15 protein-coding genes are annotated in these 15,952 nt (G+C 38.5%); 12 read left to right on the plus strand and 3 right to left on the minus strand.

Features of this window, described 5'->3' with window-relative positions; genetic code table 11:
- Nucleotides 1-86 precede the first annotated feature (86 nt).
- Genes H6799_00295 through H6799_00305 form a run of 3 tightly spaced genes read left to right on the plus strand, consistent with a single transcriptional unit; the run spans nucleotide 87 to nucleotide 2,729 of the window.
- On the plus strand, nucleotides 87-722 hold the full coding sequence (locus H6799_00295) for a superoxide dismutase (protein ID USN97536.1): 636 nt from the start codon (nucleotides 87-89) through the stop codon (nucleotides 720-722).
- Between the two features lie 6 nt (nucleotides 723-728).
- On the plus strand, nucleotides 729-1,901 hold the full coding sequence (locus H6799_00300) for an AI-2E family transporter (protein USN97537.1): 1,173 nt from the start codon (nucleotides 729-731) through the stop codon (nucleotides 1,899-1,901).
- Between the two features lie 6 nt (nucleotides 1,902-1,907).
- Entirely contained in the window at nucleotides 1,908-2,729 is an 822-nt protein-coding gene (locus H6799_00305) for an RNA methyltransferase (GenBank protein USN97838.1), read from the plus strand.
- 2 nt (nucleotides 2,730-2,731) lie between these two features.
- On the opposite strand, the gene H6799_00310 is transcribed toward H6799_00305, so the two are convergent.
- A complete protein-coding gene (locus H6799_00310; GenBank protein USN97538.1) occupies nucleotides 2,732-4,033 on the minus strand; it encodes a lamin tail domain-containing protein in 1,302 nt (433 codons plus the stop codon).
- A gap of 397 nt (nucleotides 4,034-4,430) precedes the next feature.
- Here H6799_00310 and H6799_00315 point away from each other — a divergent pair, with 397 nt between their 5' ends.
- Both H6799_00315 and H6799_00320 read left to right on the plus strand, forming a co-directional pair.
- A complete protein-coding gene (locus H6799_00315; protein ID USN97539.1) occupies nucleotides 4,431-5,597 on the plus strand; it encodes an MFS transporter in 1,167 nt (388 codons plus the stop codon).
- A gap of 131 nt (nucleotides 5,598-5,728) precedes the next feature.
- Entirely contained in the window at nucleotides 5,729-8,623 is a 2,895-nt protein-coding gene (locus tag H6799_00320; GenBank protein ID USN97540.1) for a class I tRNA ligase family protein, read from the plus strand.
- Here H6799_00320 and H6799_00325 read toward each other — a convergent pair.
- Both H6799_00325 and H6799_00330 read right to left on the minus strand, forming a co-directional pair.
- A complete protein-coding gene (locus H6799_00325) occupies nucleotides 8,620-8,910 on the minus strand; it encodes a hypothetical protein (protein USN97541.1) in 291 nt (96 codons plus the stop codon). The two genes, H6799_00320 and H6799_00325, sit on opposite strands and share 4 nt — an antisense overlap.
- Before the next feature lie 38 nt (nucleotides 8,911-8,948).
- Complete coding sequence (locus H6799_00330) at nucleotides 8,949-9,236, minus strand: hypothetical protein (GenBank protein USN97542.1); 288 nt, start codon at nucleotides 9,234-9,236, stop codon at nucleotides 8,949-8,951.
- Nucleotides 9,237-9,378: 142 nt separating this feature from the next.
- Here H6799_00330 and H6799_00335 point away from each other — a divergent pair, with 142 nt between their 5' ends.
- From H6799_00335 to H6799_00365, 7 genes are all read left to right on the plus strand, one after another.
- A complete protein-coding gene (locus H6799_00335) occupies nucleotides 9,379-10,128 on the plus strand; it encodes a vitamin K epoxide reductase family protein (GenBank protein USN97543.1) in 750 nt (249 codons plus the stop codon).
- Nucleotides 10,129-10,235: 107 nt separating this feature from the next.
- On the plus strand, nucleotides 10,236-11,354 hold the full coding sequence (gene dnaJ, locus H6799_00340) for a molecular chaperone DnaJ (protein ID USN97544.1): 1,119 nt from the start codon (nucleotides 10,236-10,238) through the stop codon (nucleotides 11,352-11,354).
- A 61-nt stretch (nucleotides 11,355-11,415) separates the two neighbouring features.
- Entirely contained in the window at nucleotides 11,416-12,111 is a 696-nt protein-coding gene (locus H6799_00345) for a hypothetical protein (protein USN97545.1), read from the plus strand.
- Between the two features lie 41 nt (nucleotides 12,112-12,152).
- Nucleotides 12,153-12,674: a hypothetical protein gene (locus H6799_00350; GenBank protein USN97546.1), complete on the plus strand. Its 522-nt coding sequence runs from the start codon at nucleotides 12,153-12,155 to the stop codon at nucleotides 12,672-12,674.
- Nucleotides 12,675-12,719: 45 nt separating this feature from the next.
- Nucleotides 12,720-13,652, plus strand: coding sequence for a hypothetical protein (locus H6799_00355; GenBank protein ID USN97547.1), 933 nt, complete (start codon nucleotides 12,720-12,722; stop codon nucleotides 13,650-13,652).
- Nucleotides 13,653-13,655: 3 nt separating this feature from the next.
- A complete protein-coding gene (locus H6799_00360; protein USN97548.1) occupies nucleotides 13,656-15,047 on the plus strand; it encodes an ATP-dependent zinc protease in 1,392 nt (463 codons plus the stop codon).
- Nucleotides 15,048-15,050: 3 nt separating this feature from the next.
- Nucleotides 15,051-15,950, plus strand: a complete 900-nt coding sequence (locus H6799_00365; GenBank protein USN97549.1) for a RimK family alpha-L-glutamate ligase — start codon at nucleotides 15,051-15,053, stop codon at nucleotides 15,948-15,950.
- Nucleotides 15,951-15,952 lie beyond the last annotated feature (2 nt).

A 15,952-nucleotide genomic window follows, 5' to 3' on the forward strand; every position in this document is an offset into this window, starting at 1 on the left:
ATGTGGATTAAAATACGAGAGTGGTAATTTTAGTGTATAATCCGATTCTAGATAGTAATTAAGTTATAAGATATTAATTTAAAAGTATGTTTAAAATCCCCCTTTTACCTTATGAGCTTGATGGTTTAGAGCCATATATTTCTGAAAAAACTCTTAGTTATCATTATGGCAAACACCACAAAGCTTATATCGATAATTTAAATAGTTTACTAGAGCAGGAAGATAACTCAAGAAAGTATGCCGGGAAGAGTATTGAAGAAATAATTGCTGACTCAGATGGAAAAGTGTTTAATAATGCAGCTCAATCTTTTAACCATACTTTTTACTGGTATTGCATGAAGCCAGTAGCTGAAGGCGAGTCAGAACAAAACCAACCAAGTGAATCACTTAAACAGGTCTTTGAAGATAACTTCGGTGGAGTTGAGGAGTTTAAGAATAAGTTTACAGAAGTAGCTAAAACTCATTTTGGCAGTGGATGGGCTTGGCTACTAAAAAAGGAGGACGGATCAATAGAAATTGCTGGGATGCATGATGCAGATACACCACTTATGAATGGTGACACCCCCCTTTTAGCTTTAGATGTTTGGGAACATGCTTACTATCTTGATTATCAGAATAAAAGACCAGACTATATCGAAGCTTTCTGGAAGGTAGTAAACTGGGATTTTGTTGAAGAAAGAATGAACGGCGAAAGATCTGAGTCATTTATGGAGCAAGGGTGAAAAATAATGATAGAAGAAAAAGAAATTATCCAACAGTCTTCGACAATGAATATTAATATTCGTCCCTATGTGGTGGTTCGAACCGTATTTCTGGTAATAGGAACTCTAATGTTCGTAAATGCCATAGGCAAAATGACTACACCAATTACTTTAATACTCACTTCCCTGTTTTTAGCTATAGCACTTAATCCTCCGGTAAGTAGACTCTCCAAAATTATGCCCAAAGGCAGTAGAGCATTAAGCGTAGCAGTGGCTTACTTACTAGTTGTTGGATTGCTAGGGACTTTATTATTTACGATAGTCCCACCAGTTAGTAGGCAAATTGGTAATTTTGCGAACCAGGCACCAACGCTCTTAAATGACGCCAAGGATAACACTACCCGTACTGGAAAGTTTATCGAGAGATTTAATTTGCAAGGAGAAGTTGATAAGATTGGTGACACAGTGCAAGATAAGCTTGGTGATGCTGGTCAATTTGCATTTAATAGTGCCCAAACTGCCTTCGGTGCACTTTTGAATGTTATCACTGTACTAGTTTTGACTTTCTTAATGCTAGTTGATGGTCCAATAATGGTTAGAAGACTTTTTGAGAAGTATAAAGACGAAGAACTAAAAGAACGGCATGAGGATCTACTTAAAAAAATGTACAGAGTCATAACTGGCTACTTTAACGGTCAAGTATTAGTGAGTAGCATAAACGCAAGCTTAGCTCTTATTGCAATGCTGTTGGTTGGCAGAATATTTGGCGTTGCAATACCATATCCTCTGGTTCTTACCGTCCTTGTTTGGTTGTGTGGACTAATTCCATTAATTGGGGCTGCACTAGGTGCAGCAATAGTAGTATCAGTAACAGCATTTGCCAGCTGGAAAGTTGCACTAGTTCTAGCCATATATTTCTTCATCTATCAACAAACGGAAAATGCGACTATTCAACCCAAGATTCAGGGTAAAGCTGTTAGTATGAGTCCATTAATTGTACTTATTGTAGTAATGCTGGGGGCATCACTGGGAGGATTCTTTGCAGCTTTTGTAGCCCTGCCAGTTGCTGGATGTTTGCAGCTTCTATTTAATGATTTTATAAGTGGCGGTAATCTAGGCAAAGGTAAGCGCTCTACACCAAACAATTGGTTATCGCGTACAATTTCTATAAGAACAACAACTCTAAAAGAGAAGAAGTAAAGTGTGTTGAATGTTGAGATAAAGTACATTAAAAGTACAGATAATCCTCTCATTAAAGAAGTAGTGAAGCTACAGCTAAAAAAACGCGTGCGGGACGAATCCAAACTATTTGTAATTGAAGGCTTTAGAGAAAGCTCGAGAGCGTTTGATGCTGGGGTGAAAATTAAGAAACTTTTATTTTCACCTGAGTGGTTTTTAAAAGATTCTAACGACAATCTAATTGAGCAAATAGGTAACTCTGGGGCAGAGATAATTGAGGTTGCTAAAAATACTTTTAAAAAACTAAGCTATCGAGATAGGCCGGATGGTTTTATTGCTCTTGCTGAGCAACCAGAATTAAGTTTAAGCAAATTAGAAGTTAAAAAAGACTCCGTATTTCTGGTTGTTGAACAAATCGAAAAACCGGGAAATCTTGGGACATTACTGAGAGGTTGTGACGCGGCTGGAATAGAAGGAATGATTGTTTGCGACCCCGTAACTGATGTTTTTAACCCGAATGTGGTAAGAGCATCTACCGGGGCTCTCTTCTCTACTCCGGTTGCAGTCTGTGCTGACTCGCAAGAGGCTTTAAATTGGCTTAAAGAAAAAAGGGTTAGAGTATTTAGTACTACTCCTCACACCGAGAATATTTACTGGGATAGTAACTTTAAGACTGGAGGTCCAATTGCTATTGTTGCCGGAGCTGAACAATATGGCTTAACTGATCTCTGGCTAAAAAATAGTGATGAACTTATTAAGTTACCAATGGAAGGCTCAGCCGACTCTCTAAATATTGCCGTGAGTAGCATTGTTTGTTTATACGAAGTGTTGAGACAAAGAAATAGCTAGGCCTACACAAACTCACTATTTTTATTTTTCTTAAAAAGGGCTAAAATATCCCACCTGTACTCCCATAGGCCGTAGCCAAAAAGTAGAATTCCGGCTCCCCAAATTATATAGGGCTGAAGTTTTGTTGTCCCAGTATCGTCTGTATAGGTAAATGCAGTTGAGCTTGGATCTTTTTTATCAGAAGCTGGCTTTTTACTGACTGAAGTTTTTTTAGTGGAAGCTTTTTTAGTACTGGTTTTCTTATCCTTAGTAGCTTTAGCGGCTGGTTTAGCCGTTACTTTTGAAGCAGTCTTGGAGATACTGCTTAAGCTTAAATGAACATTTGCCGAAGACGGTGTTGGTGACTCCGTCCACTCCCAAATGTTATTAAAGTATTGCCAGCTCTGGGCAGGGTTAGACTGATCATATGGCTCAGTCTGAGAGACTACTTCTTCATTTGGATTTAAGAGACGGGCTTGAGATGAAGAATTCGAAAGTGTGAGATTGGAGTCTTTTCTGCTAATTGCATAGTATTCGTTTGGTTGAAGTGTGATATCTCCAATCACGTACGAGTAGGTGAAGTTCATACCGGTTTGTAGTTTATAGCCCATTAAATTAACAGCCTCAGAATTTGGATTATATAATTCGATATACTCATCATTTTCATCACTTTGAGGTGATACTGGGTCGGGGAAAAGTTCTGTTATTTCGATTTTAGAGTAAACTGGGGGCGGCGGCGCTCCAGGATCTTCAATAGTCCCTGGGGCTTCAGGGTCTTCAGCAATGTCTTCTGGCTTACCACAATAATTTACTACTTCATCGATTGAGAAGGGATCTTGATCATCTATAAGATCTGGTGAAGGTGAATTTGAAACATAAAAATCCTCCCCAGATTTTCCAGAATCTACCAGAACTCCATCGCCACTTGGGAACCTCTTTAGACTTTGACCATCAGTATGTTTAGGTGCTATCAAGCAGGTTGTTGGGTCTGAAGTCCCCCAAGTTATCTTATCTCCTAATGTCTCGTCTAAGCTTAAGGGTACAAATCTAACAGAGCCTCCGGAATCTGCAAGCCCACTTGTAAAGTTTGCCATTATATTAGAATCGGCTGGACTATAGCCATAGGCTGTAAAAAGGGCTCTATTTCCGGGTTCTATAAGCTTAATTAGTGGATCTGTGAAAGTTAGAACTTTAGTAGACCAGTTAGTCGAGCTAGCCCCATGATACTGCAAAACCCATTGACTTAAGTCTAGGACACTGTCTGATGTATTCTCAATCTCTATGAACTCGCTACTGCCCTGACCAGTTTGGAGCTCTGTTATCAAGATTAAAAGAAGTAGGTGAAGCTCCTACAGAGATAGGATAGATTAAATTTAATAACAAATTGAAGAGAACAAAAAGAGAATCTTTTAAAGAGTCTATTCGGCATATCGGGAAACCTTTTCTGGAAATTAACGGAGAAAACTTGCCTAACTTAAACTTAAGCTTTTTAAGCAATAAAATCAACCATTGACCTGATCATAATTATATGATTTAATTAAGATATGCCACTATTTATGAAAACCACAGCGCTTATTGCCTCATCAGAGGTTTATATCAATATGCCTGTACAAATCTGCCTAGTGAGCTCTGTATAAGATAAAAAAGAAATTATAACCTTACACCTCACAACATATGAGGTGTTTTTTATTTAACAAAGAAACTACAATAAGCTTAAGTGTTATGGAATACAAAAAAAGAATAAAGAGTCTACGAGCTATTCGAATATTAAAGATCGAATCGGCTTTGACATCATTTACACTATTCATGCCTGTTATGTGGCTTATCTTCAGCGACATTGGCTTAACTCAGTATCAAATTGGTCTTACTCAAGCCATATTCGCTGCAACTATGCTTATATTAGAGGTCCCTACTGGATATTTCGCAGACAGAGTTAGTAAAAAAGTGAGTAATGCAGGTGGAGACTTTTTCATGACAATAGGGATGGCTGGTTACTTCTTTGCTAACAGCTTTTGGGCCGTTGTGGCATGTGAAGTTATGTTAGGTATTGGGTTGAGCCTTAGCGGTGGTGCAGATTCTGCGCTCTTAAGGGCACACTCTAAAAATGCTAAGCTAGATTACAAGACTCTTGCTGCTAGGTTTGGAACTATAGGTTTTGCTTCTTCGGGAATTGGAGCGATACTTGGTGGTGTACTTGGTGCCTGGAACCTGAGATCTGTCTTCTTGGTACAAGCAGTTCTGTTTCTGGTAGCTGGGATATTCGCTATAACTATTGAAAATGCCGGTAAGAATAGAGTATCTGAGCACAACCCTCTTAAGGATGTCTGGCTAATTACTAAATACTGCCTTCATGGGCACAAGGAGCTTGCATGGAGAATATTCCTGAGTTCATGCTTGATGTTGTCGACGATGTTTATAGTCTGGTTTTTAACACCCATGTTTTTAGAAGCTAAGATTGATTTAAAGTATCACGGAATACTATTCGCTGCAATCTCTGTTGTTGCAGTCTGTGGTTCGGAGCTTGTAGAGAGAGGGGTCAAGTTTAGCATATTAATTCCATTCCTTTTGTGCGCATTTGCGTATGCAATTTTAAGTGTTAGTATCTCATTTGCAACAATACTGTTCTTTTTATTAACTAGTTTCTCAAGGGGGCTTAATTCTGCCAAAATATCACCGGCAATTCAAGAAAGTGCTGATGAAGACATCCAGGCTACGGCAATATCTGTCTATAGGATGGTATATAAGCTCATGGTTGTGACCCTACTCCCGCTTGTTAACTATTTTGGTGGAATAAGACTTCAGTATGGTTTATTAGCAAGCTCTATAATTTGTTTATCATTTTTTATATTCTTTAAACTTAATGAGGATAAATTGGGGCAACCACTGTAAATAATGCTATAATAAAAAGCTATGTTGAAGAGTATTGTAAAGACTCGTTACCTCCTGCTGGCTTAAGTTTAGTCAGATTGTTTTCTGGCATCCTCAAAAATTAAATAAATTAAGTTTAAAGATAACAGAAAATGAAGAAATATATACCGAAAGAAATAGAGCCAAAATGGCAGGACTGGTGGAAAGAGAATAAAACCTACACCGTTGATCTGAACAGTAAAAAGCCAAAATACATGGCTAGTGGCATGTTTAACTATCCGAGTGGTAGCGGGATCCATGTTGGTCATGCTTACACGTTTACCATACCTGATGTACTAGCTAGATTTAAAAGACAGCAAGGTTACGAAAGTCTAAACCCGGTAGGTTGGGATTCTTTTGGGCTTCCAGCCGAAAACTATGCAATTAAGATTGGTGTCTCACCTCAAGTCAGTATTCCTCAATGTATTGCTTACTACCAAAAACAATATACTGCGATGGGTTGGGGTGTTGACTGGGATAAAGAAATTGATTCATCTCAACCAATTTACTACAAATGGACCCAATGGATCTTTAGTGAGCTTTACAGAAACGGCTTAGTCTACCAAGACGTTAGAATGCAGTGGTGGTGTGATCAATGTCAAACTGTACTTGCTAATGAGCAAGTAGATCATAACGGAAAGTGTTGGAGGCATGATAAAGCCGACGACCCAGAGATTGAGAAAAAAGAAGTTAAACAGTGGTTCTTCAAAATAACAGAATATGCAGATGAATTACTTGAGGCAACTGACGATCTAAATTGGACTAATGGAGTGAAGCTAGCCCAAAAGAACTGGATCGGTCGCAGCGTTGGTGCAGAAGTTAAATTCGGAGTCAAAGGTTCTTCCAAAGACATAACCGTATTCACTACTCGTCCAGATACTCTTTTTGGCGCAACTTTCATGGTGCTTGCTCCAGAACATGAACTTGCAAAAGAAATGGCTACCGATGAATACAAAGAAGACGTAGAAGCATATATAAAACAAAGCTTAAGAAAGACCGAAGTAGAAAGACAGGCTTCAAAAGATAAGACTGGTGTATTTACCGGTGCTTATGCAATTAATCCTGTTAACAATGAGGAGATACCAATCTGGATTGCTGATTACGTATTAGGTGGCTATGGAACTGGCGCTATTATGTGCGTTCCTGCGCATGATGAAAGAGATAACGAGTTTGCAAAGAAGTTTAATCTTCCAATCGAACAAGTTGTGGCTACTACTTTTGTTGATAACACTAATCCACATATAAAAAATAGAGAAGTTGTCTCAAGGAATGTAGCAACTTGTATTGTGAAACATCCAACAGAAGAAAAATACCTAATAGCTAAGCCTGTAGGTGGAGCTAATTGGTCTCCAATTATGGGAGGGATTGATGATGAAGAGAATCCTATTGAAGCTGCTAAGAGAGAGCTAGTCGAAGAAACTGGCTATATTGATATAGACACCATAGAACAATGTGGGGAGATATTCGCATCCGAATTCTTTGCTAAACACAAAGATGTAAATAGAATCGCCTACTGCTACCCCATACTTATTAAGCTTAAGTCTTTAGACCAAGATTTGAAGTCTGCGGTTGATGCTGAAGAACAAGAGGTTGAATGGGTTAGTCGTGATGAGTATATAAAACGGAGTTCATCGGGGGGTATGGTTGAGGTCTTAGAAATGTCTGAAGGAAGAATCATGGAAATGCCGAAAGAAGGCAGATTGATAAATTCTGGAGAGTTTAGTGGACTTACTACATCTGAGGCGCGGGAGAAGATTGTGGCTGATCTTGCTAAAAAAGGTGTTGCTGAAGAGAAGGTTAACTACAAGATGCGTGACTGGAGTGCCACTAGACAAAGATACTGGGGAGCTCCTACGCCAATTATCTACTGTCCAAGTTGTGGGCCAGTACTAGTGCCTGATAAGGATTTGCCAGTTGTATTACCAGAGCTTGATGATTTTAAGCCTAGCGGGGATGGCAGGAGCGCTCTTGCTCGGGCGACAGATTGGCTTAAGGTTAAGTGTCCTGAATGTGGTGAGGAAGCAGAAAGAGAGACTGATACTCTTGATACTTTTATTGATAGTAGTTGGTATTTATACCGTTATCTTGACCATCAGAACGAGAATAAGATTTTTGAAAGTGCTCCGGCAAATAAATGGATGCCAATAGATTTTTATGATGGTGCTGACCATGCCACCGCTCACCTTCTTTACGCAAGATTCGTTGCTAGATTCTTTACTAAGATTGGTTTAGTAGATAATCCTGAGCCAATCAATCAAATGCTTTATCATGGGAAGATCCTAGCTGCGGATGGTACAAACTTTTCTAAATCTGCTGGTAATGGTGTTGATCCGTTAGAGGTTATTGAGAGTGGCTATGGGGCTGATGCTCTTAGAACATATTTGATGTTTGCCGCTCCTCCAGGTGAAGATATCCGCTGGAACCCACAAGGAGTGCCGGGAACTTTCAGATTCTTAACTAGGGTCTGGAACTTAGTTCAAGAATATGTAGATACTGATGATACTGAAGTTGAAGACAAAACCGTTAAAGAGATTAAGATCGCAAATAGTCAGATGGTCCGTAAGGTAACAAAAGATATTGAGAATGATCAAACTAATACTGCAATTGCCGCCATGATGGAGTATTTAAATACTTTGAATAGGGCTAAATCAGGAGGTTTCGGAAAATCTGGAGTTTGGCAAGTTGCATTAGAATCTTTAGTTGCATGTTTAGCACCTTTTGCACCTCATGTTACAGAGGAGTTATGGCAAGATCTCGGTCATAGTACTTCGGTACATATTGATACTTGGCCGAAATGGGATGATGAATACTTAGTGGCTGATACTATCACAATTGCTGTACAGGTTAATGGAAAAGTCAGAGCAGAAATTGAAGTTACTAAAGACGCTACTCAAGAAGAGGTCTTAAGCTTAGCAAAATCAAACGAAAAAGTTGCCGCTCATATAAACGGCAAAGAGATCAAAAAAGAAATTTACGTACCAGGAAGACTAGTTAGTTTAGTGATTTAAGCACCTTCTTGGGTAGTATCTATAAACCTTACATTACTATAAAAGTCTGCATCTACAAATGGCTTAACGTGACTAATTTGCTCGAAGGGTGGTTTTTGCTCTCGAACCGCCTCAAATCTGTGTTGGGCATCGACTACTCCATCTTTTTTTGCACTTCTTGGGACTTTAATGGTAAGAATTGGGCCACTTGACACTCTACCTAAAGCGCTTATTGCTGAGTGATTAGCACGCATAGTTTTGAGGTCATGAGACTCACCGCCAAAACGCTTTGTAAAAAATGATGCCATAAACTGATATTTATAACTTAAGTATAAAAAGTAAAGATTTATTCTGACTCGTTACCGCTTGTAGGGACACCACTTGGATTTGCCTTATCAGGGTTATAACCTTCTGGTTTAGTTTGGTCACCAGCTTTATCAATTTGCTCTTGAGTAGGACCAGAATTGATTCTATCAATTCCATAGTTAACACCCACAGCCAGGCCTATTACTACAGCAGCCCCAGCTATCGCAAGTTTAGCCGGGTTAACTCTAATTGGCTCAAACTCCATTGTCACCTCACCTGGTCTAGGTGTTGGGCGTGGTCCACGATTAGTTCTTGTATCTTGTCTCATAGTGTTATTACTTAATGTTTATTGTTTTTGTTTTGTCTAAACTTTTTTGTTTATGTTTAGTATCATAGCAAAGCATAGGCACAATGTCAAGTATTTAGACACAGATTAGTACATTTCTTGTGGTGGTATAATAGATCTTAAGATGAAAGTATTTAATAAAGAAGTAAATTTAGAAGCTGTCGCAGCTATTATTCCCCTATTGTTTACTTTTTTAACAGTTTTTCATACTAGAGAATCTGTTAAGGTTTTTTACGCTTTGGCATTAAATCTAGTGATTTTAGAATTCTTCTTAATTAGAAAAATTGCTGGTAAAAATTTTAAAAAAGCTTACCCATATATTTTAATCGTCTGTGGATCTATTGGTCTAGCAGCTGCAGGGATTTTGACAATTGAGAAGATAGCTCTTTTAAAAGATCCTGCCAGAATAACAAGCTGCTCTTTGAGCCCAATAGTTGCATGTTCTCCAGTAATTAACAGCCCAGAAGCTAGTATTTTCACGATTCCTAATCCGGCATTTGGCATCTTAGGTTTTGGACTGGTTATTGCTGCTGGAATGGCTTTATTAGCTGGGGCTAATAGTTTGAAGAAGTGGTGGTGGCAAACATTCTTGTCAGGAACTCTCGTCGGGACAATATTTTGTGGATGGTTAATTTATGAGACTTTATATGAGATTGGATCAATCTGTCTTTACTGCTCAGGGGCTTGGGTCGTAACCATTGCCAGTTTTGTGACTACATTAAAATACGCGTCTAAAGAGAATGCGATAAAGCTTCCTACTAAGTTAAGGAATATGGTGGAAAAATACACACTAGAAATTATGGTCTCTATATATGCTCTAATTCTCATCTTAATCCTTCAAAGGTTCTGGAGCTACTGGGTTTCTTTAATTTAATTTAATTTTAAAAATAATTATAAAGAAGCATTGGCACTCAAGACTTGGGAGTGCTAAAATACTACTTGATATGTTAAAATCAAAAAATAGATTTTACAGATAAAAGTATGGCTGAAAAAAGAGATTATTACGAAGTTTTAGGTGTTGGTAAAAACGCCTCTGCTGATGAGGTAAAAAAAGCTTTTAGAAAGCTAGCTGTTAAGTATCACCCTGATAAAGAAGGAGGAGATGAAACTAAGTTTAAAGAAGCAGCTGAAGCTTATGAGGTACTGAGTAATACAGAGAAAAAGCAAAGGTATGATCAATTTGGACACGCTGGAGTTGGTGGAGCTAGCAGTTCGGGTGGAGGAGCAGGTTTTGGAGGCTTTGACTTTAGCGGAGCTGGAGGAGGATTTAGTTTCGATATCTCCGACCTTGGACTTGATGATATCTTAGGCAACTTCTTTGGCGGAGCTTTTGGAGGTGGCGGTGGGAGTAGACGAAAATCTCGAGGAGCAGACCTGCAGACGCTAATAACTCTAACTTTTGAAGAGGCTGTTTTTGGTACAGAGAAGAAGATGGATGTGACTACCGAACTTACCTGTGAACACTGTAAAGGCACAAAAAGTGAGCCAGGACATAAGCTAAAAAGTTGTCCAACTTGTGACGGCAAAGGTAGTCAAACTAAAACCTTTAGTACCCCATTTGGTCAGATTAACCAAGAAGAAGTTTGCCATACTTGTGGCGGTGAGGGTAAGATCCCGGATGTACCTTGTACGGTCTGTAACGGCAAGGGTAGAACTAAACAAACTGAAGAAGTTAAAGTGGTTATACCTCAAGGTGTTGATGACGGAGCTGCACTTAGAATATCCGGCAAAGGAGCTATGGGCGACGATGGTTCTCGTGGGGATTTATATGTCGAAATTAGAGTTAAGCCTCATAAAAAGTTTACCCGTGAGGGAAACTTAATTCTTTCTTCTGAAGAGATATCAATGGTTGATGCTGCTCTAGGTATAGAGATCGATGTTGAAACTGTTGATGGCAAAATTAAGATGAGAGTTCCGGCTGGTACACAAAGCGGGAATGACTTTAAACTTAGCGGACGAGGAGTGCCGTATGTTAGAGGCTCTGGTCGAGGAGATCATATTGTTACAATTCGAGTTAAAACTCCAACTAACTTAAGTAAACACCAAAAAGAACTGCTCGAAGAATTCAAATCAGCAAAAAAACGAGGCTTATTTAGATAAGGCTTAAGTTTTTTATTTTAAAGTCTTAAAGGTATAATCCTCTACCAATGGAGATAAATGGATGTCAGAGATAAAAACAAAACTATGGTTCGCTGGTGGACCAACCTGGAGGCCATCAGCTAAGTATAGTCCTAGGAGACAACATGAGATAATAGAGAGACTTTTTGGGGCTGCAAATTCTGAAGGTCCAATTGTATTACCAGATGGCTCTAATCTTTACATTGGATATAGAAATAATGGTAAACCAGGATACAGCAATGGACATAAACCAAAAGGGAAAGGAGATGGTTTTGCATTATTTACACCTTCAAAAGGCTCAGGTAACAGAAGAATTATGATTGACACCCAAAGAATTACAATAGGCGCTGATGGGTTGCCCGGAGAAACTTATGTTGGTTTTTTGCCCCAGGCTTTTAAGATGATTCTATTACTAGGAAGACATTCCTTAAAAGAAAGTGTAGCTGGGGAGAAGTTACCGTTTCGGCCGCTTTCAGGAGACATAAAAGAAGGCGCTAGATTGCTGACTGATACTGCTCTTTGGGACGCTATAAGTGGGGATCCAGATGGCAACCCTGAACTGTGGCTTCAAGATTTTTGGGAGAGCATGGAGAGAACCCTTGGCCCTAACCTCGCAGGATTAGAGTTTCCGGACGCTGAAAAACATAACCGCGGATTTGAACAGTTAGGCTTAGAGGAAAAACCATTTGAAAGGTTTACTGTAGATATGATTGGTAGAGTTGCAGAAATAATGCGCTAAGATTTTGACTCTTTGACCATTAATGTATTATAATAATAGATATGAGTGAGGTAAATAGAGTGAATGCACCAGGAGTGTGTAAGATATGTCCTTCTAGGGGACTGTGTGTTGGGAGTGTTATTCTAGAAACTAATGAGGTTGCAAGAACGAATTCTGGACGAAGCTTCTGGGATCCTGCTTTCTCATCCATAGGAAAAGCCATAGAAATGATTGATAGGATAGGAAAAACGTCTCTTTTAGCAGAGATATACCATGAAAACGTAAGGGTTAAACCACACAATTCAGGTAGGTCCTGGCGGAGAAAAGGCAAAGTTAAAGAAGTACCGCCCTATGAGACAGTATTCGAACCCTTTGAATACCCCCAAGACTACCCTTTGGTGATAGTCTCAGACGAGGCGGCAAAAGGTATTTTTCATAATGGAGCGGCAGTATTAAGTGAGCTAGCAGATAGAGCTGGTGAATGCGGAGGCCCAATAAGAGGTAAATGCGGAGCATTTGATCCTTCAGTTATAGATATCATTGCTACTAATCTCTCAAGCGCGGAAGAATCAGATTTAGAGTAATTCAATCATTGACTCTATACCCCTCTATATGCTAGAATAATAGACATGATAAGCGGTGGTAAAAAATCAAACAATAAACAAGTTCTGGTGCTTTTCCCTTTTAAGAGGGATAGGCGTCTAGATTTTGCTGGATTCGTAAAGAGCGTAAATAAGTATGCTGGGAACGACAATCTTGCAGTTCAAGGGTCTCTAAAAAACTTAATCTTCGAGATAAAAGACTCTAAATTAAAGATTACTGAGACAATGAGTAGTCGTGATATTCGTGATTTTAAAGCTATTTATGTACGAAGGCTAAAGAGTAAGACCCAAGAGAAAGTTACAGCTGTAGCAATTGCTGCAGATGCGTGGGGTATTGAGGTCATTAATTCTGAAAATACCAACTTGCAGAGCTTCTCTAAGTTAACTGAGCTAGTAGCACTAAGTATAAAAGGTTTACCGGTTCCCGATACTATCATTGCAGCACGACCAGAAGTAAAAAAGTTATTAAAAGAAAAAAAGTGGTGGCTGCCCTTCCCTCTTATTATGAAGGGTGCTAATGCAAGTGTAGGTGGCCATAACTTTTTAGTAAAAGATAAAAAAGAACTTAAAAAAATTTTAAATAGAGATGAGTACAAAGATACGATTTTTATATATCAGCAAATGGTTCCTAACGATGGAGACTATAGATTCTTAATTACTGGTGATAAAGTTGGAGTAGTTATTCATCGAAGTGCAGTTGAAGGTGACCATAGAAACAACACATCGCTTGGGGCAAAAGCTAAGTTAATACCTACTAATGACTTAAGTAGAAAAATGAAGCGAGACGCAGTAAATGCGGCTAAAGCTCTACACAGAGAGCTATGTGGAGTTGATATTTTAGTCGATAAAGAAACTGGCAAGCACTACATCTTAGAAGTAAATAAAAAAACTATGCTTGATGAAGGTACTTACATACCCCAAAAGATGAAAGCTGTTAGCAAGTTCTTTGAGGAGTTATAGCTTATGAAAAATGTTTTAATTTTATTTGGAGTTAAGCCTAAAAATCTTACAGAAAGAAACTGGGAGAGTTTTTCTAGTTTAATAAAAGAGAATTTAGATAATGAGCACATTAAGCTTACTACTTCTGCTCTTAGTAAGTTAACTTATTACGTAAATGGAGAAGAATCTAAAGTTTTTATAAGAGAAACCAATAAGGATATTGCTGAGTTTGATTTAGTAGTTTTTGTTTATACTGGTACTAAAAGAGAATATGCTATTGCAGCTGCTCGATACTTAGAGTTTAAGAATATCCCCTTTATTGATAGGTACTTAAAACGAGCAGTGCCCTCTGGAAAGCTAGCTTGCGCTATGCAAAGAAGCTTAAAAGAAGTGGATATAGTCCCAACTTTAGGAGCAACCTCTGGTAACGGCTTATTAAACTCTCTCAAGTATTTTAATAAGTTTAATGACTTTCCTCTTGTCTTAAAAGCAGATATTGGTAGAAAAGGACAGAATAACTTTTTAGTTAAGTCTAAAGATGATTTAAGAGAAATATTAAGTAAGAATAAAGATGTTAACTTCGTATTACAACCTTATGTTGAAAATGATGGTGATTACAGGTTTTTAGTTATGGGCTCAGAAGTTAGACTGGCCTTTAAGCGCTCCGGTGACAAGTCTAAAACTCATCTAAATAATACTTCGAGCGGAGCAAATGTTAACAAAATAGATTTAGAAAAAGTTTCAAAAGAGGTACTAAGTTTAGTAAAACGTGCTGCTGCGGTTGATAGACTCAGTGTAGCAGGAGTTGATCTAATTGAAGATAAAACTACTGGCAGGTGGATGGTTTTAGAGGTAAATATAAGCCCACAACTTATTACTGGTGAGTTTGCTAAAGAGAAGACTGAAGCATATGCAGAAATGATTAGAGAATTGCTAGAGAAGAAATCTTATAAACCAAACAAAACAGGTTTGATAGACTTGGAAGAAGCTCAAAAAGTTGGGCGTAGAGAGTATATTGGTATTTTTGAATCTGGTGAAGTTATACGAGCTAAAGTTGATAGTGGTGCTTATTACTGCTCATTGCATGTAGGCTCAGTGGAGTTAAAAGACTCTAAACTTAAAGTTGTTTTTGATAATGGAGTTGAGAGAGAGTTTGATAAGTTTAGAAAAATCGAAGTCTCTCCTACTGGTGGCCATAGAGAAAAACGCTTTGTTGTACCGCTTGAGATTTTAATGGGGGATAAAATAATTAAGGAAGAGATAAGCTTAAGCAGTAGAACTGGATTGAGAAATAAATTTTTACTAGGTAGGAGAATATTAAAACATGGTAACTATTTAATTGATTCCTCGAGGAGTTTTTATTTTGGAAAAGACAAAGAAGAGATTAAAATAAAGTTAAAAGAAAGGAGCAAGTAGCATATGAAGATTCTGATTTTAGGTGGTGCAAGCTACACAAATAAAAGGCTAAGAGAAGCTGCTCGAGAGCGCGGTCACATTTGCCATATCAAAAGCTATAAAAACTGCTACCTTTCTGTTGAGTCTGGAGAAACTAAAATATTTTATAAAGGTAAAGAGTTAACCGGATATGATGCGGTAATCCCGCGTATTGCTCAAAGTTATACAAAGTACGGGACAGCTGTTTTAAGGCAGTTTGAGATGAAGGGAACTTATGTGGCGGCGTCATCTCTTGCAATAAATAGAAGCAGAAATAAGCTTAGGAGTATGCAACTTTTGGCTAAAGCAAACATTGGAGTTCCCAAAACGATTATTGCGAACTCCGATTCTGATACTGATGATATTTTGGATGCGTTTGGTAAAGGGCCTTATATTGTTAAAACTTTAAGAGGAACTCATGGGAAGGGAGTGGTCTTGGCAGAGACTAAAAAAGCTGCTAAAGCGGTGATGCAAGCTTTTTATGTTGAGAATGTTAACTTTATGGTGCAGGAATTTATCGAAGAAAGTGCCGGGACCGACATCCGTGTTCTGGTGATCGGCGGAAGGATTTATGCCAGTATTAAAAGGCAGTCATTGGATGATGAGTTCAGAAGTAATACTCACTTAGGCGCCGAAGGTCGTAAAGTTAAGCTTACAGAAGAAGAAAAGAAGGCCGCAAAAAAAGCTGCTAAAGTTATGGGTCTACCCATTTGTGGAGTTGATATGATGCGTTCTAATCGCGGGCCGTTAATCTTAGAAGTTAATAGTTCAGCTAGCATAATGACTCCAGAAAAAATTACGGGAAAAGATATTGCTACTAAAATCATCAAATATGTCGAAAATAATGCTAAACGAGGTCAAAAGAAAGACCGTGTAGGAGCATAAAA

This window comes from Candidatus Nomurabacteria bacterium (assembly GCA_023898665.1).
Taxonomy (GTDB): domain Bacteria; phylum Patescibacteriota; class Saccharimonadia; order Saccharimonadales; family HK-STAS-PATE-42; genus HK-STAS-PATE-42.